Source organism: Owariibacterium komagatae, assembly GCF_045865535.1.
GTDB lineage: Bacteria > Bacillota > Clostridia > Oscillospirales > Ruminococcaceae > Ruthenibacterium > Ruthenibacterium komagatae.
On sequence record NZ_AP031406.1, the window covers coordinates 2,265,087 to 2,288,374 of the forward strand.

Below are 23,288 nucleotides of genomic sequence, written 5' to 3' on the forward strand. Positions count from 1 at the left end.
CTGAGCTCCTTCCAGGGAAGCGACATCGGGAAAAGCGCCAGGATGGCAATGCCGGATCCTCTGTTCAACCATGGGCAGACAGAGGCGAAGACAAAGCCGGAGCGATCTATTTTGTCCGAAAAGAGGTATTGGTCGCCTCATACGCTATGACCTTGGGAGTGAGCAGGTGCATCGCTTTTACGTTCGCCCACACGTCAGATGGGACGGTTCACCTTGGGTTGTAATCAGCAAGACCTTTGGAATGCCGTGAAGGGGCTTTTGGGCCAGAAGCCCGCCTGCATGGTTCCCATGCGCCGGGGGATGAAACAAATACGGTGCAGTCAAGCCTACATTTAGAATTGCCGTCGTTGACGGCGAATCCGTGCAGCGCAGCATGCAAGCTGCGCTGCATTACTTTGTCGTTAACGGCTGAGTCAAAAGGAGCATAGCCATGCTGATCAATATAGCGGAGCGGGCACATGCGGAAGTGGAAAGAATCTTTCGAGTCATTCTGCCGGAAAGTGGTCTGACTGTGCGCAAGGAGCAGATTGCTCTTTGCCACAGCATGTTGGATAGTCTGCTCCATAATACGATTTCTCTCTGTGACGCAGGCGTTGGCATTGGTAAAACATACGCATATCTTGTCGCCTGTATCTTGGCACGGAAGTATTCTATCCAACTTAGTCGCCCACTTGTTATTTCCACTTCCAGCGTAGCCTTGCAAGAAGCAATCCTTGGAGAATATCTCCCGTTTTTATCAAAGGTGCTATTGTCCAACAGTGTTATTGATGAATCTTTGACAGCGTATCTGCGCAAGGGGAAAGAGCGATTCGTTTGCGATGAGCGTTTGTCCCAACGCTTAAAGGCTGTCGCGGGAACAAAGAAAAATGCGAAGCAACTTGCGGCGCTTCGTTCGCTTATGCTTCGCTATGATCTGGACACCGTAACAGGGCTCAGCGAATTTGACAGGCGGCAGGTCTGCGTACCGAAAGCGTGCCCAAAATCCTGTGCCAGAAAGGATACATGTCGTTATCATGTTTATCTGCACCAGGCACAATCAGGACCTGCCATGATTCAAATATGCAATCACAATTATCTCTTGGCAGATGCGGAGCATCGCCGGCAAGGGTTTCATCCTCTGCTCAAAGGGTACGGAATTCTTGTGGTGGACGAAGCCCATAAACTGTGGGATGCAGCTTGTCAGATGTATGGGGAAGCCCTCTCATCTCAGGATTTTGAAGAGCTCACCAACTTGCTGGAAAAAGAAAAATGCAGCCAGGCAGTGCACACTCTCCGGGAGAAGAGCGCGCATTTCGCAGCTGCATTTCGACAGGTGGAAACGAGGGAAGACGAACGCTGCCGCCTTCCGCTTATTCTCACATCGATCCGGAGCAAGGTTCTCATGGATTGCGAGAACTCTTTTTCCCAGATAAAAAGAACACTGCCTGAAAAAGCACCCCGCTGGCTGGTCCACCGACTGGAAAAGATGGAAAGGACAACGCGGCTTTTTCGGGAGCAGGACAGCAAGTACATTCGATATCTGAAATATGACAGGGATGGAACCCCGTTTCTGTGCGCCGTCAATAAGGACATCCCAAAGCAGCTCCGGCGCGCATTATGGGAGCAACGTATTCCGGTGATCCTGACCTCGGGAACACTGAAAGCGGGGAATGATTTTCATCCGGTTATGGAGAAGACAGGGCTGGATTCTTTGCCGAATGTACGAACCTATTCTGCACCATCGCCTTTTGATTATAAAAGGAATTGTCTGCTTTATTTCCCTGAGAGTAGCAAGGGGGAACCCCACGGCAGCAATTCAGAAAGCAAACGAATCGCCAAAGAAATACTCCAGCTTGTTCATGCGACCGGTGGGCACACACTGGTGCTGTTTACATCCTACTCACTTATGGGAGCGGTATACAGCCTTGTGAAGGATCAGATGCCGGTTCCGCTCATGGAAGTGTGGCGCAATTCCCAGGATACGATCCGTCGCTTCAAAAGAGAGCAAAATGCCGTCCTGTTTGCAGCGGGAAGCTGCTGGGAGGGAATCGACTTCCCAGGCGATATAGTTTCGTCCCTTATCGTCCCGCGCCTGCCGTTCCCAGTGCCGGATCCCATCCGGGAAGCGCAGCGGCCAAACTATATGACATTGCAGGATTATATCCAGGCTGTCATTGTTCCGGAAATGCAGGTGAAGCTTCGACAGGGGTTCGGGCGGGCAATACGCACGGAGACAGATACCTGTGTGGTCTCGATCTTGGATTACAGAGCTGCGCTGGGAGGAAAGTATCATCAAGAGGTTATGGAGGCGCTGCCTCCGGTACCTGTTACAAGACAAATCGAAGACGTAGAACAATTCATCCGGGCCAGAAAAGGCCCGGATTATTTTTTGTATATGGGAGGGAACAAATGTGTCTGAAGACAGAGAAATGCGAACGGTTTGGCTTTACAGCCGGAGCGGAAGGCAGAGTCTGAGTGAGTTGTCTGCGCAAATGACAGACCTGCTGGAGGAAGCAGAACGGAGGGGATACATTGTTGTCGGCACTTCTCAGGATCGGCACAGCGGCAATAGTATCCACCGTGTAGGGCTGAAACTTATGATGGGAGAAGTTCGCCGGGGAAATGCACATATTGTTATGGTGTGGGATCTTTCTCGCCTCAGCAGGGATAACAGCACGCTCATCCGGATACTGAACTTTTTGCAGGATCATGGCGCTGTGCTCGTAACGGCCGGTACGGATCTGCGCTATGAACTCAGCATCCGAGGGGTGGAATTACCTCTGCGCAAAAGGGCGGCGCAAAAGGGGAGAGATGTACCATGGTGAAACAGCCGAAGGCGAAAGGGGACAAGGAAAAAGCGGTTGTGCTGGAGCGACAGTACGGGCCGTATTCCGTCAAGATATGTTTTGCAGAACAAAGTTCCGGCACGGCACAAAACCTGTTGGATGTGATTATGCAGGCGTACCGATATCGAATGGAAAGGGCGCAGAATTTGCAATCCAGTTATTAAGCGTCAAGTTTGTTTGGATAAACGATGATCGGTTTGCCTTTGTGCGCCGCGAAAGAGAGCGTGGTGGCAGCCCCGCCCCAACTGTGCTGTACATACGCCACCACTATATCGGAGTTTTCAACGAGCCAGCGGTTTCGTCTGGAGATAGCGTAGCGTGGTGGAACATCTTCCAAAGGCGGATACAGAGAATTGTCATAGAGTCGAAGGTCTACATCAGTGGAAAGATAAGCGAGGACCAGCGTGGATTCAATGTCGGGGAACTCGGCTTTCAGCTCATGAACAATTTGGGCAGCCATAAGGTCAAAAGCCCCGTAACCACCCAAGAGAAAGATGTTCGCGCCCTGTCCAATAAGATCGCAAACAACTTCTCGCAACCAGCTTTTTACCTGAACAGGGTGTTCAAGTGTCCGATGTCCGCAGAATGTTACGGTCATACAGCATCACCTCTATATAGTGATTATATTCACTATATAGAGCCGCGGCAAGCCCCCTATAATATTGGCAATGGGGTGATGCGATGCCGATTTCCTTTCGACCAATGCGGCAGCTTATGGAACAAAAGAAGATCTCCTTTTATCGCTTGGCAAATGAAGGGATCGACGCTCAGACACTACAGCGTATTCGGCACGATAAGCCGGTAACAACGGAAACGCTGGGGAAATTGTGCGAGATCATGGACTGCCAGCCGGGAGACCTGATTGAGTACCTCCGCACAGACAAGCACGAATCCCAAGTGCAAGACTGCCAGGAATAACATATAAATATGTATAGAAGAAGGCTACCCGACGTTCAGGCGGGCAGCCTTCTTTTCGTGTCACAGGAGTGTAATGTGCTGCAATTTCACCAGTTTGAACAGCGGTGTTTCTCCGTTTTGGTGATAGCTTTCCTTTGCCTTATAAGGTAGTGTTGTAGTGCGGGGAAGGCTATACCTCCCCGGCAGAACCTTGAAAAATGAATAGGACCGGTCCGAATTGCAGGCATGACCTACAAGGAGGACAGGGCAGTGAAGTATACCAATCAATTCGGAGAATCCGTCCAAATCTCAGCAAGCGATGAGATATGGCTCAATGATGAGTTTTTTGCAAGGGAGATGGCCAAGCTGCCGTCCGATGCGCCGCGCGCGGGACTCGCCTACCGTGTGTCGACCAAAGGACAGGTGGATCATGACGATATCCCCATGCAGAAAATCGAGTGCCGGAAATTCTGCGCGCAGCATGGCTGGCGCGTGGTGCTGGAAAAGGCCGAGAAGGGCGTTTCGGGATCAAAAGTATCCGCAACCAAACGAGACGCCATTCAGGAGTTGAAAGCAGAAGCGGAAAAAGGGAACATTGACATCCTGCTGGTATTCCTCTTCGACCGCCTTGGCCGCATTGAAAGTGAAACACCATATGTAGTGGAATGGTTTGTGAAGCACGGTGTGGAGGTCTGGAGTACCCGCGAGGGACAGCAAAAGATCGACAGCCATACCGACAAGCTTATCAACTACATCCGCTTCTGGCAGGCGGCGGGGGAGTCGGAAAAGATTGCAGAACGGGTGGCGACACGCATTCAGCAGCTCAATTCCAGCGGCCATTACAGCGGAGGTACGGTGGCCTATGGCTATCGGGCGGTGCATAAGGGACGAGTGAACAAAAAAGGGCAGCCTGTAAAGGATCTTGAAGTCGCCCCCGAGGAAGCCCCTATCGTGCAGGAGCTGTTTGAACTGGCAGCCTTTGAAGGAAAAAGCGCCTACGCAATGGCAGAGATGCTGAATAACCGAGGGCTGCGTACCCATAGTGGAGTGAAATTTACCCCGGTCCATGTACTGCGGATCTTGCGCCATGAAGGATATCTCGGGTACATTGTCACCCGCAGCGTCAAATCACAGCATCTGCCGGAACTGGAGATCATAAGCCCGGAGTTGTTCCAAAAGGCCAACAAGATGGTGGATATGAGATGTACCTCAAATGCTGAGGCGCGCAAGGTGGCTCACAAGTCGGATAACAATACCTTGCTGGCCGGGCTCGTCTACTGCGCACACTGTGGCGCCAAGATGTCCGGATTCATGCATCACGACCGCTATAAGCTGAGGGATGGCACAGTGAAAGAATCCCTGAAGCCCAAGTACAACTGCTATCAGAGGGCGCAGAAACTTCGGGATTGCGACGGTCAGGCGCTGTACTTGGCAGATCGTGTGGACGGGATCGTGCTGGAAGTAGTGCGGGAACTCTTCTCTTCCATCCGATGTGCGCCCCGGGATAAGCTGCTGGAACAGAAGATTCGGCAGGAATATCAGGACAAGCGTAAGCAGAAGGCAACCTTGGAAAAGAAGTTGCAGGACTGCGAACATGCGCTGGAGAGATACGAAGCAGAAGTGCTGCGATGCCTCGATGGCGAAAGCGGATTCTCACAGGAAATGCTGGCTCGCCTGATCGCCAAGGCGGAAGCAGAGCTGCGGGCTGCGCGACAGGAGTACGCAAAAGTGCTGCAGGAAGCGGAAGATGACCGTGAACTCGCGCAGAAGATCAAGGAGTGCTACCGACAGTTCTGCGGCTGGGCCGAGGAATTTGAACTGGCGCCCCTTGCCCGCAAGCGGATGATTCTGAACGAACTGCTGGAAAAGGTGGAAGTGGGCAAAGGTTATCAGGTGACCGTCCATGTGAAACTGACCTACAAGCAGTTCCTGGAACTGTGCCAGACAGAAGAAAACAGCGAAAATTCTCTAAGAAACACCACAGACGGAAATGTGGCTTAATTCCACGCAAAAACAGCTGAATAGCTGCCCTGAGCTAAGTGTGGTCGTAACAGGTGGTAGAGCAGCTGACTCTTAATCAGCGGGCCCAGGGTTCGAGTCCCTGGAGGTGCACCAGAAAACCACTGTCTAGTTGGACAGTGGTTTTTTTGTTATCAGATGTTGATGCTTTTAGATGTCCTACAACTGAAATCAGTAATAGCTCTGACAACTTTTTGTCGGGGTTGTCTTTCCTACAATTGGATCTGTTTTTTAAGTGATGAATAGCACCACCTATTCATTGTGCTTTTTGGGTTCGCAGACTGTGACAGACTACCGTTGCGGGATTTACCGGGTTGATGATAGGCAGAGTTATTCATCTGTATGCTTGTTGAAAAGGTGAGAGAGGCCCTGATACAATACCGAACCAAAAGCGCCCATGCCACAATGGCATGGGCACTTTTATGTTATGGGGCGCTGAAGTTATGAGATTTGTGCACTGCGCCTGCTGCCCAAGGCTCAATGCTCGGAATCAGGTGACGGACACGTCTGCGCTGGAATGCGAATGGTCACACATGTGCCGTGGCCGATTTCGCTTTCGCAGAAAAGACCGTACTCCGGCCCATAGGCCAGGTGAAGCCGTGCGTTGATATTGCGAACCCCATAGCCGCCTTTGGTGTTGGCACTGGAAGCATCAGCCGAAAAGTTCGCCACCCGGGTGGCCTCATCCATGCCCACACCGTTGTCTTCCACGGTGATGATTAAATCGTCCTGCTGGCGGTGGGCGGCGATGCGCAGACAACCGGTTTTGTCTTCCCGTTCAAAGATGCCGTGAATCACTGCGTTTTCGATGATGGGTTGCAAAACGATTTTGATGATGGAACATTGTTCCACTCCGCGTTCGATTTCCCATTTTACCTGCACCCGGTTTTCAAACCGCATATTCTGAATTTCCACATAGAGCTGCGCATGCTTGAGTTCGTCCGAAAGTGGAATGACCTCCCTGCCGCGGCTAAGCGACAGTCGATAAAACCGGGCCAACGCATTGACCATTCGGCTGATTTGAGGGACGTTGGAGGCGATGGCGGTGCAGTTGATCAGATCCAGCGAATTGTACAGAAAATGCGGATTGATCTGAGCCTGAAGCGCTTTCAGTTCCAGCGCTTTGATCTGCTGGCCCTGTTCCAGTTTTTCGTCCATGAGCGTGTCGATGCGGGTCATCATATTGCTGAAGCTGCGCATCAGCTGGCCGATTTCGTCACGGCCCTGAGGCTCTACCCGGGCGGAAACATCCCCGTGCTCCACCGCGTGCATGGTGTCATTCAGGCGGTAAAGTCGGCGCGCAATGGAATGACTGAGCCGATACGCCAAGAAATACGCTGCGGCCGTGAGCAAAAGCACTACCACCAGCATTTCCAGACGCAGTTCGCGACTGGTTCGAAAGATGTCATCCCGCGGAAGGGCGGCGGCCAGGGTCCAGCCGCAGTCCTCCAAGATCATTGACTGGACATGAAAACGACCCAGCGAGGTGTTCACTTCCGTCCAGCCATCCGAAAAGGCGGCCGGCAGAGAACCACTGAGCTGTTCTGCTCTGTCCGGGGAGGAGGATGTGAGGATCTGCCCGTCGTCCAGCAAAAGAACGGCTCCGTTTTGGGTGATGGTGCTGCGGCTGACGGCGGCGTCCACTCGGTCGGCGGCGATGTCGATCCGCAGGATCGCCAACGGCTTCTGTACGGAGCTAGGATCATAAATCAGGCGCATCAGTGAGTACCATTGCTGCTCGCTTTCGGGCTGATCGGAAAAATCTGAGGGGCCGAACCAGCACGCAACACTTCCGTTTTGAAAAGGCTCCAGCCAACGGCTGCCTCTTACAGACTGAAGCGAGACGATATCTGTGGAATTGGTGTACAGGTAGTCGTTGTTCACGTATAGGCGGATGCGATCCACCCCCGACATGGAGCGCAGGTAGAAGAAAGTGGTGGAGATTCGGTTGCGATCCTCCAGGCGCTGTATGTAGCTGGTGGTATTTGCATCACCGGAAGCGAGCGCGTAGAGAGTGGGGTCCATGGTCAGAATATCGGACACCTGCGCCAGGCGACCGAACAGATCCTCCAAAGCGGTATGCGTGTCTTCAAAGGCCTTCTGCGAGGCAGAAAATGTCTGCTCTTCAATGACGGTATTGATGCGATGAAAGGCGTAAAGCGTGAAAGCGCCCAGGGGAAGCACTAGCAACAGGAAAAAGATGCACAGCAGTTTGCCCCGAAGGCTCACGTCCAACAACAGGCTGCGCCAACAGGCGCGCAGTTTATTCTTCATGGCAGCAAAGATTCTCCCGGTAAAGGCGGGGCGAGATGCCCACTTCCTTGGTGAACAGTTTTACAAAATATTTTCCGTCCAGATAGCCCACTTCGTGCGCGACTTCGTACAGCTTGCGGCTGGGGTCTGCCAGCAGACTTTTGGCCCGTTCCATTCGCAGTTCGGTCAGCTTCTGATTGACGGTGCGGCCGCTGTTCTTTTTATAGGCGCTGCAAAGATAGGTGTGCACGAATCCCAGATCCGAGGCCATGGTCTGCACGGTGAGCTCGTTGTCTGAAAAATGCGCGGCCAGATATTCATCCACGCGGGTGACCAGATCCTGCGCGTTGCTTTCCGCTGCTTGAAAATAGGTTTCCATGGCGTCGGTAAGCGCCTGCCACAACAGCAGCAAAGTGGGCTGTTTGGCGGCGGTGTAGAGCAGGTAATCGCCCTGTTCGGTCACGGCGGTGATGTTCCGGCTTTCCGCAGCGGCCAAAAGCGCGAATACGATCTGGCAGTAGAGATTGCGAACCACTTCCGGCGGCGTGCCCTCGCACTGACGCAGCTCTCTGTAAATGCGGGCTGTGAGGGCAAGTGCCTCCGGCCGGCATTTGTGGCGGATCAGATTGCCCAATGCGGTAAAAATCGCTTTTTCATAGACGTATACCCGGCCGTTGTTCGGCTGGGAGAGATCTCCATTCTCCCCGCGGTAGAACAACAGCTGTGGATCCGGCAGACTTCGCTTTTCCAGTTCTGCCGTCACTTCCTGCAGCACAGTGCTCAATTCTTCAAGATCGATGGGTTTTTCCACATAACTGGCGGCCCGCAGTTTGATGGCGCCTTTGAGATATTCTTTGTCGGTGTAGCCACTGAGAAAGATAAACTGGCAGTCCGGGTAGATCTCTCGTACGGCGCCGGCCAGTTCCAGACCGTTCATGCGAGGCATCTTCACATCGCTGATGACAATGTCCGGCCGGTGAAGGCGGGCCAGCTCCAAAGCCTGGGCGCCGTCCTCTGCCTCTTCCACCCGGTCTACTTGCAATTTCTCCCAGGGAACATAATTGCGAAGAATCTCCCGGGGCATTTTTTCATCATCTACGATCAGTACGGAAAAGCGCATGCCAGCCCCTCTTTCTTGTATATTCTTACTATAATATAGACTGAAAATTATAACGATTCAATGGATTTTGATGCAAAAAATAAAAAATTCTTAAAATACCATAATTTTTCCCACCTATCATAATCGGCTCCCGTTGTTTTGAAAGAGCCGGTCTGATACGATGTGAGTGGAGAAAAACACAGTGCAAGGAGGCCGGGGCGATGAAACGGAGCAAACATCCTTTTCTCCAGGATTTGAAAGAGAACCGGATTAAATGGCTGATGCTGCTTCCAGCAGCCATTGTGGTGATCCTGATGTGCTACATTCCCATGGGCGGAATTGTGCTGGCTTTCAAAGAATACAACTACCACGATGGAATTTTCGGCAGCCCTTGGGTGGGGTTCAAGAATTTTGAATACTTTTTTCAGTCGGGGAAGGCGTGGAGCGTCACGCGGAATACCATCCTGTACAACCTGGCTTTTCTGTGCGTGAATACGGTTTTGCAGATCACCTGCGCCATCCTTCTTTCCGAGCTGGCGGGCAAGTGGTTCAAGCGAATCACTCAGTCGGTCATGTTCTTTCCGTATTTTATCTCCTGGGTTGTAGTCGGAGCCTTTATCTACAACATGTTCAACTTCGAGTTTGGCGCGGTCAACACGTTCCTGCGTTCGCTGGGGCTTGAGCCGGTGGATATTTACTCCAACGAGGCGGTCTGGCCCTTCATTCTCATCGGAGTGAGCGCTTTCAAAAATGTCGGATACGGTACGGTGATGTATCTGGCCAGCATCATGAACATCGACGGTCAGCTGTACGAGGCGGCCGATCTGGACGGCGCGAACATGTGGCAGAAGATCCGCCACATCACTCTGCCGGGCATTCGGCCCACAGTGGTCATTTTGTTCCTGCTGGCCATCGGTACCATTATGAAGGGTGATTTCCAGATGTTCTGGCAGGTCACCGGCAACAACCCCATGGTGTTGGAAGTGACCGATGTGATCGATACTTATGTGACGCGCTCTCTGCTGCAGCTGCAGGAGTTCGGCATGACCAGTGCCGCGGGCTTATATCAGTCGACGTTTTCCTTCCTGTTGGTACTGCTTGCCAACAAATTGGTGAAAAAGGTTGAGCCGGATTACGCATTGTTTTGAAAGGAGGCAGACTTATGGCCAGCAAAACCAAAATCGGCAAAAAGCCCATCGGGCGGGATCGCGTCATCTTCGACGTGATTTCGGTGGTGGTGCTGACGGTGCTTTCTGCGTGCTGTCTGCTTCCGTTCCTTCTGGTGCTCAGCGGTTCTTTTTCCGATCAGACGTCCATTCTGACCCACGGTTACCAGCTGATTCCGGAGACATTTTCGCTGGATGCGTATAAAACGCTGTTCAAAATTCCCGAGGATCTGCTTCGCGCTTACGGCGTAACGATTTTCGTCACAGTCACCGGCACATTTTTGGGACTTTTCTTTACCAGCATGGCGGCCTATGTGCTGGCCAGCAGCACGTTCCGCTATCGGTATCAGGTGTCGTTTTTCTTCTATTTCACGTCCATTTTTGGCGGCGGTCTGGTGCCCTGGTACATCTTCAACACCAAGTATCTGCATTTTCACAACAGTCTGATTGCGCTGATCATGCCGATCCTGATCAATGTGACCTATCTGCTGATTTTAAAAAGTTACATGGCCGGCATCCCGGAAGCGCTGTATGAATCCGCACGGCTGGACGGCGCAGGAGATTTCACCATTTATCTTCGCGTGGCCATGCCATTGTGCAAAGCGGGACTTGCAACGGTGGGGCTGTTCATTGCGCTGAATTACTGGAACGACTGGTACGACGCCATGCTCTTCCTGGACGAAGGACGCAGCGATTTGTATCCGCTGCAGTATTACCTGAACAACATTTTGACCAAGTCACAGGCCATTGCAGCGGCAGCTGCCCGCAGCGGTCTGCCCATGAGCGAAGTGCCCAGCGAGCCAATGAAACTGGCGATGACCGTGGTGGCCACGGGCCCCATCATTCTTCTGTATCCGTTTTTACAGAAATATTTTGTCAAAGGCGTCACCATTGGCGCCGTGAAAGGCTGACGGGAAGAAACTGCGCGCGGGCGCAGTGAATATACAGACAATAAGGAGGAAAAACCATGAAAAAAACAGCGAAACTGTTGGCGCTCGTTCTGGCCCTGGTGCTGGTCGTGAGCGCATTCACCGGCTGCGGAGGAACAACTGCGTCCAGTTCCACAGCCCCGGCATCCGGCGCATCCGGCTCTGGTACGTCCGGCCCGGATATCTCGGAAGAAGTCACGCTGACCATGTACTTGATCGGTGACCGTCCGGTGGACAATGATAAGGTGTTTGAAAAAATCAACGAGCGCCTGAAAGAAGAAATCAACGCAACTATTGACGTGAAGTACATGAGTTGGAGCGAGTACGAGCAGAAATATCCGCTGATTTTTGCTTCCGGCGAAGATTGGGACATGATCTTTACCGCGGACTGGTGCTTCTACAATGCACAAGCCAGCAAACAGGGCTTCTGGGAGATCACCCCCGAAGCGCTGGAAACCTATGCGCCCATGACGGCCGAAAGCATGTATCCCGAAGCCTGGGAGCAGGCCAAGGTGGACGGTAAGGTCTATATGCTGCCCATGAACTATCAGGAACTGACTGCTTATGTCTGGATGGCCCGCGGCGATTTGATGGACAAATACGGCATCGAATCTCTGGACACCTTTGAAGGTGCGGAGCAGTATATGCAGGCGATTGTGGACAACGAGCCCTCTATGATCCCGCTGGATGTTGGTTCTGATTATGACCGCCAGTTTGTGTTTGACCTTCTGTGGAACGTGAAGTCTTACGCCAGGGATGATGGCAATTATGCTGTGCTGCCACCGGTCAACCTGATCACCTGTGTGCAGGAGAACGATCCCGAAGCCAATGTGATGAGCACATTGGATGCAGACATTTTCATGGATACGCTGAACACCGTGAAAGACTGGCGCGACCGGGGCTTCTGGAGCCGCAATGCCGTTGTCAACACGCAGAACAATACCGAGAGCTTCCAGGCGGGCAAGTCCGCACTGGCTGTGATGAACATCAATACGGCCAAGAGTTTGTACGCTACGCTGCAGGCGGAACACCCCGAGTGGGATGTGCGTGTGTTTGACGCCATGAACGGCGCTCCTGCGACCATCCAGTCCTATCTGGCCAACGGCATGAGCATTTTCTCCAAGTCCAAGAACCCGGAACGCGCATTGATGGCGCTGGACTATCTGCGCAATGACGAAATCTGCCACAACCTGTTCTGCTACGGCATTGAAGGCGTGCACTGGGAGGCTGTGGGGGATCATGGCCTGAAGTCTTTGCCGGACAGCTCGAACTACGCCTACGACAGCAACTGCAACTGGGGCGTGCGCAACGATCAGTTCTGGCGTACCGTAGAAGGCGGAATTCCCAATTCCGAGGAACTGACGGAGAACTGGAAGGAGACCGCCCGCAGTGGACGTTATATCACCTTCGTGTTTGATGATTCCGAAGTGAAAAACGAGGTGGCAGCAATCAGCGAGATCTATAACTCCGACTATAAACTGCTGCAGCTTGGCTTTACGGACGATCCGGCTGGCGATGTGGAAAAACTGAAGGCAAAACTGGATGCCGCCGGCGTCGATGTTCTGCAGGAAGCGTTCCATACACAGGCACAGGCCTTCCTGGAAAGCCATCCCGAATAAGAAAAATCAACCTATGGGGGATGGCGGGCATATCCCGCCATCTCCCTTTTATCTTTGCTTCACCGGACGATCAAAACCAGGAGATGTTCTATGACAAGCTATGAATTTCTTCTCACCGACAGCCTGGAAAAAGTGCTGCCGGACCGACGGCCCGAGGAGCTGTCAACCGGTGTGCCTGTGCTTTTGAAAAATCAGAAATGGTCTTTCCAGCTGGCTTACACCTGTCAAAATGATGATTTCGGAGAAACTTCCACAACCTTTTGCCTGCGGTGCACCGGTACCGCCAGAGCCGCGCTGCGGCTTTTTCAGGTGGAGCTGGTGCCCTGCGATTACCCTTGCCATGGCACCTGGGATGACAATTATCTCACCACTCGCCCGGGCCTTTTGCCGGATTTGCTGCGACCCGCCGAATGGGACGAAACGTTCAAGGCGGTGCCGGCCCAGTGGCGCAGCCTGTGGCTGACGCTGGATGCCTCGCTGCTGGAGCCGGGCTGTGCTGCAATGGAACTGGAACTGGTGGACCCGGATGGTTGTCAGCTGGCGGTGTTTTCGCTGTCGGTGCAGATATTGCAGCAGGCGTTGCCGCCGCAGACGCTTTTGCAGACCCAATGGTTCCACGCGGATTGTCTGGCCGACTATTACCGGGTGCCGGTGTTCAGCGAGGAGCACTGGCGCATTCTGGATCATTTTATGGCCAGCGCTGCAGAGCACGGCATCAATATGCTGTTGACCCCGGTATTCACCCCGCCGCTGGACACCGCCAGGGGCGGTGAGCGCACCACGGTACAGCTGGTGGACGTGCTCCTCGCGGACGGACAGTGGAGCTTCGGGTTTGACCGATTGCGGCGCTGGGTGAACATGGCGCGCAGCCACGGAATCACCGAAATCGAAGTGGCGCATCTGTTTACCCAGTGGGGCGCGGAATTTGCCCCCAAAATTATGGTACATACCTCCAGCGGGCTGGAAAAACGCTTTGGCTGGCATACCCCGGCCGTGGGCGGTGAATACACCCGGTTCCTGCGGGCTTTTCTCCCCGCCCTGAAGCAGGAACTGGATGATCTGGTAGGCCTTGCGCACGTGTGGTTCCATATTTCCGATGAACCGCATGACAAGGAGAAAGCCACCTACGCCGCCGCAAAGGCAACGGTGGCCGACCTGCTGGAGGGGTGCCATGTGATCGATGCACTGAGCAGCTATGACATTTATCAGGAAGGAATTGTAGAGAAGCCGGTTGTCTGCAATGACTGCATTCAGACATTTGTAGACCATGGTGTGACCGGCCTTTGGACCTATTACTGCACCGTACAGGCCGTTGCGGTGCCGAATCGTTTTATTGCCATGCCCAGCGCACGCAACCGCATTTTGGGTGCGCTGCTCTACGGCTATGATCTTGAGGGGTTTTTACATTGGGGGTTCAATTTTTACAATTCACAACGCTCGGTACGGCACATCGATCCCTTCCGGGTGACCGATGCCGGGGAAGCTTTTCCTTCGGGGGATGCTTTCCTGGTTTACCCGGGGCCGGATGGTACAGCCTGGGGATCCATCCGGGGAGAAGTACTCAAGGAAGCGCTGCAGGATCTGCGGCTGCTGCGTCTGTGCGAAAGCCGGATTGGGCGCAGGCGCACGGTGGATTTGCTGCGAGCGGTCGGCGGAGAAATGAGCTTCACACATTATCCGCGGGACAAAGCGTTCTTTTCGCGGCTGTGGACGGCAGTTCTGGCGCTGCCGGAAGTGGCCGGTACCTCTGACAATGCAGAAAAGAGCGATTGAATCACAGAAAAACAGTTGAAAATGATCTTGCGTGAGGTGCTGACGTAAGGACGTTAGAACAACGGCTTCTGGAATTTGTTTTTGTGTGAAAAAAGCCACTGTCCATTTTGTTGGACAGTGGCTTTTTATTTTTGCAAAAACGCCTTTACTGCGGGGCCAGCAGGTCTGGCTCCCGCTGACGGATATAGGCCTCCAGGGTGTTTCTGTCAATCAGAGACGGAACCACGCCTTCCCGTGTGACGCTGAAGCCCGCCGCGTAGGTGGCAATGCGCACGGCCTTCAGCAGCGGGTAGCCGTACAAAAGGTACGATGCAAGCCCGCTGATAAATGCGTCGCAGGCGCCGGAACTGTCCACCGGGTCAAAGTCCTGGGCGGGCAGCCGCTGGCAGATTTGAGCGTTTTTAACATAGCAGCCGTTTTCTCCCAGCGTGACAATGACGGTGCCCACGCCCTGCTTCAGAAGAAAATCGGTCTGGGCGTCCATTCCCCGCTGGGAAGGACACAGTTCCTGCAGCTCTTCGTGGTTGGGAACCAGAATGTCTACGTTCTCCAGCAGTTCCCGGGGAAGCACGCCGCAGGCGGCCGGTTTCAGAATGGTGGCGATGCCCCGCCGCCGTGCCAGCCGTGCGGCCTGCGTCACGGTGGGCAGCGGAATCTCGGTTTGCAGAAGACAATACGCCGTGTTTTCAAACAGGCGCTCGTCCTGGGAGAGGTCGTCCGGCGAGAGCGCTTCGTTGGCACCGGACATGATGGAAATCATGGAATTGCCGTCGTGCTGTACAAAAATATAGGCCTGTCCGGTTTTATAGCCGGCCCGTCGGCGGACGCCCACCGGGTCGATGCGGTATTGATTCAGCGTGGTGAACACTGTGTCGGAGTCCACGTCGTTGCCTACGCAGCCGATCAGAGAAACACGGTGCCCCAGCCGCGACACGCCCACAGACTGGTTGATGGCCTTGCCGCCCACATAGATGGCGGAGATGGATGAGTTCACCGTTTTTCCGGTGCGGGGAAGTTTGTCTACATTGAGGTAGTTGTCGATGTTGATACTGCCGACCACCGCAATTTTCGGCGAGCGATTGTTATAGGGAATGCCGATGGAATCGCTGCTGTCCAGTACCGGGGTATGGAGAAAGACCTCGCCCGGGTCCGGTGCTTTTTCCACACGGGCGATCAGGCGGGAACACAGGTATCGGCCAAATTCGCAGTGCGGAATGGTGTAACCGGAAATTTTCGGATAGCGCAGAACACCTCGGGAATCATCCCGCAGGGTAATCAGCGACAGGTCATAGGGCAGCTGATAGTGCAGTACGGTGATGGCGTCAAACAAAGCGGTGGCTGCCGCGTAGTGGGAATTGACGATGCCGCTGACTGCGTGTGCGGAAATTTTTTGCAGCAGGCTGTCGGTGATGCCCCGGAACACGAATTCTTCCCGCAGGGGAATGTGATTGTCAAACAGGCATTGCTGGTAACCTGCCAGAAAAGCCTGGGTGCGGGTGCCTTCGCTGAGCAGACAACCGATGTCCGTGTGGCCCAGCTCCACCAGTTTTTGAGTGGCCTGATAACCCAGAGTGGCGTAGTCAATGTTCACCGCCTGCGGCTGGTCAATGTTGAACAGGAAAGCGGGAATGTGTGCTTCCTCCAGCATGTCCCGGTGGCGAAGACTGTCGGGGCTCAGCGGCTCCCACAGCAAGCCGTCAATGCGCAAAGAGCACAGGACGGATAAATTCCGCTCTTCGCTTGCTTCGTCGCCGCCGCTTTCCCGGATCATCAGCGTATAACCTGCCTGCTGGGCGGTTTCCAGCATGCCGGTCAGCGCCAGATTCATGCTGGCGCTGCTTCGCAACAGCACGCCCAGCGTCCAGGTTTTGCTGTCTTTGGACAGGGCTGCTGCGTAGGGTTGGTAGTGGTATTCCTTGGCGATTTTGAGGACCCGCTCCCGCGTTGCGGCACTGATGCTTTCGTCCTTGTTGTTCATAATTTTGGAAACCGTGGAAACCGAAACCCCGGCCAGCTGCGCAAGTTTGCTGATGTTCATATTGTTTTGCGCGAACCTTCGCGTAAAAGGCCGCGCGCTCCTTTCGTCCGATGTAAGGGTCTGCGATGACTTTATTATAGCGAATTTGAAAGGATTTTCAAACCTCTGCTTGAAAAATTGAATAAAAAGTGTTGACAGTGTTAGAAAAAAGTTGTATTTTATGTTCAGGAAAACATTTTAAGAAAACATTTTCCGAGAAAAGAGAGTTGCATATGAGGGTATTGAATCTTGGCTCTTTGAATTTGGACAAGACATACAGCGTGAAACATTTTGTACAGCCAAAGGAAACCATCCAGGCGCTGCGGTACGAAGAATTCTGCGGAGGAAAGGGACTCAACCAGTCGGTGGCCATCGCCCGGGCAGGTGCAAAGGTATACCACGCGGGTAAGATCGGCACAGACGGCGAACGGCTGCTGACCTTTCTGAAACAGGCCGGGGTGCAAACCGATTACATTCAGAGCACGGACCGGGCCACAGGCCACGCCGTCATTCAGGTAGATGAAACCGGGCAGAACAACATCATCATCTGGGGCGGTGCAAACGCGGACATCTCCCGGGGAGATATTGACCGGGCGACCGAAGTGTTCTGGCCGGGCGATCTGCTGCTTTTGCAGAACGAGATCTCCAATGTGGATTACGCCATCCGCCGGGCCAAACAGCAAAATATGAAAGTGGTGTTCAACCCTTCGCCCATCAACGACGCCATTGAAACGTATCCGCTAGAATTGGTGGATTGCTTCATTCTCAATGAAGTGGAGGGACGGTGCCTGGCCCGCGTGGACAGCGAGGAGCCGGACGTGATTCTGGAAGGGCTGAAGGCACGGTTCCCGGGCGCGGAGTTCGTGCTGACAGTGGGCGAAAAGGGCGCGTACTTTTTTGACGGAGAACAAACCCTGTACCAGAAGACTTATTCGGTGGGCGTTGTGGACACCACCGGCGCGGGCGATACCTTCTGCGGTTACTTCCTGGCATCCATGGCGCAGGAACGGCCGGTGCGGGAGGCGCTGCGCATGGCCAGCGCGGCGGCGGCCTTGTCGGTAACACAGCAGGGTGCTGCCCAGAGTATTCCGGATAAAAAAGAAGTTGAGGCGTTTCTCGCCAGTCAAGAAGAAGGAGGAGACTGAGATGCAAAAAGTGATTCTGGATGTAGATACCGGCACCGATGACGCCATTGCCATGATGACGGCGCTGCTTTCACCGGAACTGGAAGTGTTGGGTGTGTGCTCGGTGAACGGAAACCGCGGCATCGACTTTACCACCGAAAACACTTTGCGTGTGGTGGAATATCTGGGACTGCAGGACCGTGTTCCCGTATACCGCGGCTGCAGCCTGCCCATGGTGTCCACTCTGGCGCCGGGCCGGCGACCCAACGTTCCTTACAAGGGACCGGAAAATCCCGAGGACAATGTGCACGGCGATTACATCGAACTGCCGGCGGCCACCATCCGGCCGCAGCCCGAACACGCGGTGTTCTGGCTGATCGACACGCTGATGAAGTCGGACGGAGACATCATCCTGATTCCGGTGGGACCGCTGACCAACATCGCCATGGCTCTGCGCATCGAACCGCGCATTGCACAGAAGATTCAGAGAATCGTGCTCATGGGCGGCGGCTATCGGGAAGTGAACATCACGCCCTCGGCGGAGTTCAATTTCTGGATCGATCCGGAGGCGGCCAAGATCGTGTTTGACAGCGGCTGTGACATCACCGTTGTACCTCTGGACGCCACCCATGCGGCCGCTGTTTCCGTGGAGGATGCCGAAAAGCTGCGGGCCAAGGGGACCAAGGCCGGGCGGTTGACTGCGGACATCGTGGCACAGCGGCACCGGGCTTACAAGCACTGGCAGCCCATGGCCGATGTGAACACCGTGCCGGTGCACGACGCGCTGGCAGTGTGCACGGTGCTGGACGAGCGCGTGCTGCGCGACGTGCGGGAGACCTGGGCGGATGTGGACATCTCCGGCGGCGCGGCCGATGGTATGAGTATTTTTGATTTGGACCGGAGAGACAAAAGCAAAAAACCCAATGTGAAAGTGGCACTCGGCGCGGACAAAGCGCTGTTTACCGAGATGTTATTGAAGATTCTTTAAGGAGGACAAACCAATGAAAAAGACGCAACGACTGATCGCATTGTTTCTGGCATGCTGCATGGTGCTCACATCCTGCGGCGGAACCGGCGGGGCCGCTGCCTCGGGCACTTCGGGTGAAGGCGAAGGAGCCGGCGCAGGCATGAAAGTGGCTTACGTGACACCCGGCGCCACCGGTGACAACGGATTCTGTGACTCCGTGGCCGGCGGCCTGAAGCGCATCGAAGAAGATTTCGGCGCGCAGACCACCATCATCGAGAACAACAACGACGCATCCAAATACGCTGAGTCGCTGGAGGCGTGCTTCCAGTGGCAGCCCGACGTGGTGTTCTCGGAGCCGTACGGCTTTGAAGAACTGTACACGCAGTATGCGGACAAGTACCCCGACACCAAGATCGTCTGCCTGGACTTTGTGCTGGAAAATACCGCCAAGACCATCAGCAGTTACACCTTCATCAGTGAAGAAGGCGCATTTTTGGCAGGCGTTACCGCGGCTTTGGTGACCACCAGCGATCTGGAACTGGCCAATGGTGAGAAAAAGGTCGGCTTTGTGGGCGGCCAGGACATCCCCGTTATCAAAGGCTTCTACAAAGGCTTTGAGCAGGGCGTGGCGTATGTGGACCCCGAGATTGAAATTGTTTCCACCTATGTGGGCGACTTCTTTGATCCGGTCAAGGGCAAAACCGCGGCCAAGCAGCTGTATGCACAGGGCGTGGACATTGTGTTCCAGGCAGCGGGCACTTCCGGCCAGGGCGTTCTGGAAGCAGCCAATGAGGAAAACAAATATGCCATCGGCGTGGACTCCAACCAGAACGGTTTGTATCCGGGCCACGTGGTAACTTCCATGGTCAAAGACCTGGACGGCGCCGTGTATGACATGTTTGCCATGATGATGGACGGCACCTATGAGGCCAACCACCTGTACACCAAGGGCGCCGGTCCCAGCGGCGTATACCTTGCCATTGACGACTACACCCGCGACATTCTGAGCGAGGACATGATCGCCCAGATCGAGGAAGTGGAGGACAAGATCGTCTCCGGCGAGATCACCGTGGAGCAGTACACCGAAGAATAAGTTCTATGGAGGAGTTGCGATGGAGCCGTATATTCAACTGAAAGAGATCGTAAAGGTCTTTCCGCCGGACAAAGTGGCGCTGAACAAGGTTTCCATGGACATTCGCGCAGGTGAGATCCATTCGATCATCGGAGAGAACGGCGCGGGCAAATCGACCCTGATGAAAGTGCTGTTCGGGCTGGAGAAGGCCAACGAGGGCGAGACGTTTATCGACGGAAAAAAGGTGAATATTTCAACTCCTCAGGAAGCAGTCCGCCTCGGCATCGGAATGGTTCATCAGGAGTTCATGCTCATCGGCGAGTACACCGTGATCGAGAACATCGTGCTGGGTGACGAACCCACCCGGCACGGTCTGCTGGACCTGAGCGCGTCCCGTGCGAAACTGGAAAAAATTATGCGGGAGTTTAAGTTTGACATCCCGCTGGACGCCAAGATCCGTGATATTTCCATTGCGGCGCAGCAGAAGGTTGAAATCGTCAAGCTGCTGTTCCGGGATGTAAAGACACTGATTCTGGACGAACCCACCGCCGTGCTGGCGCCGCAGGAAGTGGACGAGCTGTTCGTCCTGCTGAACCAGATCCGAAGCCAGGGCAAGACCATTATTTTCATCAGCCATAAGCTGAACGAGGTGCTGGCCATCTCCGACCGAATCACGGTCATGCGCAATGGTCAGTACATTTGGACCAAGGACAATCAGGGCCTGACCAAAGCGGACCTGGCCAATGCCATGGTAGGCCGTTCGGTGATGCTCAGCGTGGAAAAGGCGCCTGCACATCCCGGCGAGGTGCGCATGGAAGTGCAGCATCTGACCATGCAGGATCAGAACCTGGCCCATAAAAAACATCTGGACGACGTGAGCTTCACACTGCGCGGCGGCGAGATTCTGGGCGTCGCGGGCGTAGAGGGCAACGGCCAGTACGAACTGGTGCAGGCCGTCATGGGCCTGATGCAGGCCGAGGGCCGTATTCTGGTGGACGGCACGGATATCTCTCAGATGTCCGTGAGTGAACGGCGCCGCCGGATCGCATACGTGCCGCAGGACCGCAAGCAAAGCGGCAGTTCTCAGAACGAGAGCATTTTGATGAACTCCATCATGACTCACCACTATGTGAACCCCAAGATTTTAGGCAAATGGGGCCTGCTGCGCCAGAAGGAGTGCAGGGCTCTGGCCAAAAAAATCATCGAGGGGTATCAGGTCAGCTGCCAGGGGCCGGATATGAACATCGGCTCTCTGTCCGGCGGCAATCAGCAGAAGGTCATTATCGGCCGCGAATTTGAGCTGGACAGCAAGATTCTGGTAGTGGACCAGCCCGTGCGCGGCCTGGACGTGGGGTCCATCGAGTACATTCACCGGCGGATCGTGGAAAAACGGGATGCAGGCGATGCCATTTTGCTGGTGTCCGCGGACCTGGATGAACTGTTCAATCTGTCCGACCGGATGATCGTCATGTACAACGGAAAAATCGCAATGGAAAAGAACATCGAAGATACCACCAAAGAAGAGGTGGGCGCGTATATGCTGGGCGCGGGAGGTGACGAAGGTGAAAAATAAGAAAAATCTGACCGTGGTGCTGGGTGTTGTGACCGCCGTTATCATCGGCATGATCATGCTGGCGTCCCAGGGGTATTCGCCTTCCACATGCTACACCAGCATTCTCAAGTACAGTTTGTCCACAGATGTGGGCCGCGCCAACACCATTAACCGATTTGTATTCCTGATGCTGGCGGGCGCTTCGGCGGCCATGGCCCTGGGCTCCGGTGCATCCAACCTGGGCCAGTTCGGTCAGCTGCTGATGGGCGCCATGGCGGCTACCCTGATCGGTCTGTACGTACCCGCGCCGGCCATCATCCTGATTCCTCTGATGATTCTGGCCGGTATGCTGGCAGGCGCGCTGTGGGCCGGTGTTGCCGCACTGGGCAAAAAGCTGTTCGGCATGAATGAATTCATCATCACCCTGATGCTGAACTTTGTGGCGGACTACTTCATCCGGTACCTGATCTCCACGCCGCTGAAAGACCCTGCCACCCAGTGGCCGGCCAGCCGTGTGGTCTCGGAGAACGGCATTCTGCCCGCCTTTGGAAAGATCGATTCGGCAGTATTCATCATGATCGCAGTGTACATCGCGGCAGTGTTCCTGGTGCGCAAGAGCAAAATGGGCTATGAACTGCGCATCATGGGGCAGAACGAGTTGTTCGCCCGGGTGGGCGGCTGCAACACGGACAAGAACTTCTTCCGTGCCATGCTGCTCAGCGGCGCGCTGGCAGGTCTGCTGGGCGCTATGATGATCGTGGGCGCCACGCAGCAGCACCGCGTGATCAGCGGTTTGGGCGAAAGCTTTGCCAACGATGGTCTGATGATCTCCATCATCGCCGGCAACAACATTGCAGGCGTGTTTATCTACGCCATTCTGTTCTCCATTCTGCAGTCGGGCGCTACGGGCATGCAGCTGGATACGGGCGTTCCGTCCGAGTTTACCACCATGCTCATTGCCATCACCGTGCTGTCGGTGGTTGCGTTCCGCGCCTATTCGGGCATCTTCATCAACAAGATGATCGCCCGCAGAAAAACCAAGGACCTGGAGGTGAGCAAATGAGTCTGATCATTGAAATTCTGAAATCGGCCCTGCCCGCTTCCATTCCCATTCTGCTGGCGGCTTTGGGCGGCCTGTTCACCTGGCACGCCAACGTGTTCAACATCTCCATGGAAGGCATGCTGCTGATCAGCGCGTTCACCTCCGTGGTGGGATCCTATTTGTTCGAATCCTGGTGGATGGGACTGCTCTTCGGCATCCTGGGCAGCGTGATCGTATCGCTGCTGTTCGCGTTCTTTGTGCTGAAGATGAAGACCGGCGAGTTCATCACCGGTATTGCCATCAACTCGTTTGTGGCCGGCGCCACCACCTATTATCTGCGCCAGCTGTTTGACGTCAAAGGTTCGCTGATCGACCCCCGCATCGTGGCGCTGCCCAAGTGGGACATTCCTATTGTGCGGGATATCCCCGTGCTGGGCGAGATCGTGAATGGCCATGCTTTCCCGCTGTACATCACCTTCCTGGTGGTCGTGCCGCTGGTGTATGTGGTCATTTATAAAACATCCTTCGGCCTGCGCCTGCGCGCCTGCGGCTATGACGCCAAGGTCATCGACTCGGTGGGTATCAAGGCCGACAAACTGAAATTCTTCTCCATCCTGATCTGCGGTGTGCTGTGCGGCATCGGCGGCACCTTCCTGAGCCTGGGCATCATGCGCATGTTCACAGAGAACATGTCCAACGGCCGCGGCTGGATCAGCCTGGCCATCATCATCCTGTCTTCTGGCAACCCGCTGACCGTGCTGGCCATCTGCCTGATTTTCGGCATTACCGAGGGTATGGGCCTGACGCTTCAGCAAATCAACATTCCCAACCAGTTCACCGATATGCTGCCGTACCTGGCAGTGCTGGTAGCGCTGTACATCAACAGCCGTAAAGTGGCGAAAAAGAAAAAAGCACAGATCTGAAAAGGAGAGCA

Annotated in this window: 19 protein-coding genes; 15 read left to right on the top strand and 4 right to left on the bottom strand. The window is 54.5% G+C overall.

Features of this window, described 5'->3' with window-relative positions:
- Window positions 1-430 precede the first annotated feature (430 nt).
- The 3 genes from ACKTS9_RS11260 to ACKTS9_RS11270 are packed head-to-tail and all read left to right on the top strand — an operon-like array spanning window position 431 to window position 2,989.
- The gene (locus tag ACKTS9_RS11260) at window positions 431-2,398 is read left to right on the top strand and encodes an ATP-dependent DNA helicase (protein WP_407880847.1); all 1,968 of its coding nucleotides are present in this window, start codon (window positions 431-433) and stop codon (window positions 2,396-2,398) included.
- The gene (locus ACKTS9_RS11265) at window positions 2,391-2,804 is read left to right on the top strand and encodes a recombinase family protein (RefSeq protein WP_407880849.1); all 414 of its coding nucleotides are present in this window, start codon (window positions 2,391-2,393) and stop codon (window positions 2,802-2,804) included. The genes ACKTS9_RS11260 and ACKTS9_RS11265 overlap by 8 nt, the downstream gene beginning before the upstream one ends.
- On the top strand, window positions 2,798-2,989 hold the full coding sequence (locus ACKTS9_RS11270) for a hypothetical protein (protein WP_407880851.1): 192 nt from the start codon (window positions 2,798-2,800) through the stop codon (window positions 2,987-2,989). The genes ACKTS9_RS11265 and ACKTS9_RS11270 overlap by 7 nt, the downstream gene beginning before the upstream one ends.
- Here the strand turns inward: ACKTS9_RS11270 and ACKTS9_RS11275 are convergent.
- A complete protein-coding gene (locus ACKTS9_RS11275) occupies window positions 2,986-3,423 on the bottom strand; it encodes a hypothetical protein (protein WP_407880853.1) in 438 nt (145 codons plus the stop codon). The two genes, ACKTS9_RS11270 and ACKTS9_RS11275, sit on opposite strands and share 4 nt — an antisense overlap.
- A 116-nt stretch (window positions 3,424-3,539) precedes the next feature.
- On the opposite strand from ACKTS9_RS11275, the gene ACKTS9_RS11280 reads away from it, so the two are divergent.
- Complete coding sequence (locus tag ACKTS9_RS11280; protein ID WP_407880855.1) at window positions 3,540-3,743, top strand: helix-turn-helix domain-containing protein; 204 nt, start codon at window positions 3,540-3,542, stop codon at window positions 3,741-3,743.
- A 249-nt stretch (window positions 3,744-3,992) separates the two neighbouring features.
- Window positions 3,993-5,723 (top strand): recombinase family protein, encoded by a 1,731-nt coding sequence (locus ACKTS9_RS11285; protein ID WP_407880857.1) that lies wholly within the window; start codon window positions 3,993-3,995, stop codon window positions 5,721-5,723.
- 495 nt (window positions 5,724-6,218) lie between these two features.
- Here the strand turns inward: ACKTS9_RS11285 and ACKTS9_RS11290 are convergent, their stop codons facing one another.
- A complete protein-coding gene (locus ACKTS9_RS11290) occupies window positions 6,219-8,015 on the bottom strand; it encodes a sensor histidine kinase (protein ID WP_349216721.1) in 1,797 nt (598 codons plus the stop codon).
- A complete protein-coding gene (locus ACKTS9_RS11295) occupies window positions 8,005-9,114 on the bottom strand; it encodes a response regulator transcription factor (RefSeq protein ID WP_349216720.1) in 1,110 nt (369 codons plus the stop codon). Before ACKTS9_RS11295 ends, ACKTS9_RS11290 begins: the two co-directional genes overlap by 11 nt.
- Window positions 9,115-9,314: 200 nt before the next feature.
- Here ACKTS9_RS11295 and ACKTS9_RS11300 point away from each other — a divergent pair, with 200 nt between their 5' ends.
- The 4 genes from ACKTS9_RS11300 to ACKTS9_RS11315 all read left to right on the top strand — a co-directional run bounded on the left by ACKTS9_RS11300 (window position 9,315) and on the right by ACKTS9_RS11315 (window position 14,580).
- Window positions 9,315-10,241 carry an ABC transporter permease gene (locus tag ACKTS9_RS11300; protein ID WP_349216719.1) on the top strand — a complete coding sequence of 309 codons (927 nt, stop codon included), beginning with the start codon at window positions 9,315-9,317 and terminating at the stop codon, window positions 10,239-10,241.
- Window positions 10,242-10,255: 14 nt separating this feature from the next.
- A complete protein-coding gene (locus tag ACKTS9_RS11305; RefSeq protein ID WP_349216718.1) occupies window positions 10,256-11,170 on the top strand; it encodes a carbohydrate ABC transporter permease in 915 nt (304 codons plus the stop codon).
- 56 nt (window positions 11,171-11,226) lie between these two features.
- Window positions 11,227-12,807, top strand: a complete 1,581-nt coding sequence (locus ACKTS9_RS11310; protein WP_349216717.1) for an ABC transporter substrate-binding protein — start codon at window positions 11,227-11,229, stop codon at window positions 12,805-12,807.
- Window positions 12,808-12,897: 90 nt separating this feature from the next.
- Window positions 12,898-14,580: a DUF4091 domain-containing protein gene (locus tag ACKTS9_RS11315; RefSeq protein ID WP_407880861.1), complete on the top strand. Its 1,683-nt coding sequence runs from the start codon at window positions 12,898-12,900 to the stop codon at window positions 14,578-14,580.
- A 145-nt stretch (window positions 14,581-14,725) separates the two neighbouring features.
- Here the strand turns inward: ACKTS9_RS11315 and ACKTS9_RS11320 are convergent, their stop codons facing one another.
- Window positions 14,726-16,618, bottom strand: a complete 1,893-nt coding sequence (locus ACKTS9_RS11320; RefSeq protein WP_349216715.1) for a PfkB family carbohydrate kinase — start codon at window positions 16,616-16,618, stop codon at window positions 14,726-14,728.
- A 212-nt stretch (window positions 16,619-16,830) separates the two neighbouring features.
- On the opposite strand from ACKTS9_RS11320, the gene ACKTS9_RS11325 reads away from it, so the two are divergent.
- The 6 genes from ACKTS9_RS11325 to ACKTS9_RS11350 are packed head-to-tail and all read left to right on the top strand — an operon-like array spanning window position 16,831 to window position 23,277.
- Complete coding sequence (locus tag ACKTS9_RS11325) at window positions 16,831-17,742, top strand: ribokinase (protein WP_407880864.1); 912 nt, start codon at window positions 16,831-16,833, stop codon at window positions 17,740-17,742.
- 1 nt (window position 17,743) lies between these two features.
- A complete protein-coding gene (locus ACKTS9_RS11330; protein WP_349216713.1) occupies window positions 17,744-18,709 on the top strand; it encodes a nucleoside hydrolase in 966 nt (321 codons plus the stop codon).
- 13 nt (window positions 18,710-18,722) lie between these two features.
- Window positions 18,723-19,781: a BMP family ABC transporter substrate-binding protein gene (locus ACKTS9_RS11335; protein WP_349216712.1), complete on the top strand. Its 1,059-nt coding sequence runs from the start codon at window positions 18,723-18,725 to the stop codon at window positions 19,779-19,781.
- A gap of 19 nt (window positions 19,782-19,800) precedes the next feature.
- Window positions 19,801-21,333 (top strand): ABC transporter ATP-binding protein, encoded by a 1,533-nt coding sequence (locus ACKTS9_RS11340; protein WP_349216711.1) that lies wholly within the window; start codon window positions 19,801-19,803, stop codon window positions 21,331-21,333.
- Window positions 21,323-22,375, top strand: coding sequence for an ABC transporter permease (locus ACKTS9_RS11345; RefSeq protein ID WP_349216709.1), 1,053 nt, complete (start codon window positions 21,323-21,325; stop codon window positions 22,373-22,375). Before ACKTS9_RS11340 ends, ACKTS9_RS11345 begins: the two co-directional genes overlap by 11 nt.
- Window positions 22,372-23,277 (top strand): ABC transporter permease, encoded by a 906-nt coding sequence (locus tag ACKTS9_RS11350; RefSeq protein WP_349216708.1) that lies wholly within the window; start codon window positions 22,372-22,374, stop codon window positions 23,275-23,277. Before ACKTS9_RS11345 ends, ACKTS9_RS11350 begins: the two co-directional genes overlap by 4 nt.
- Window positions 23,278-23,288: the final 11 nt, after the last annotated feature.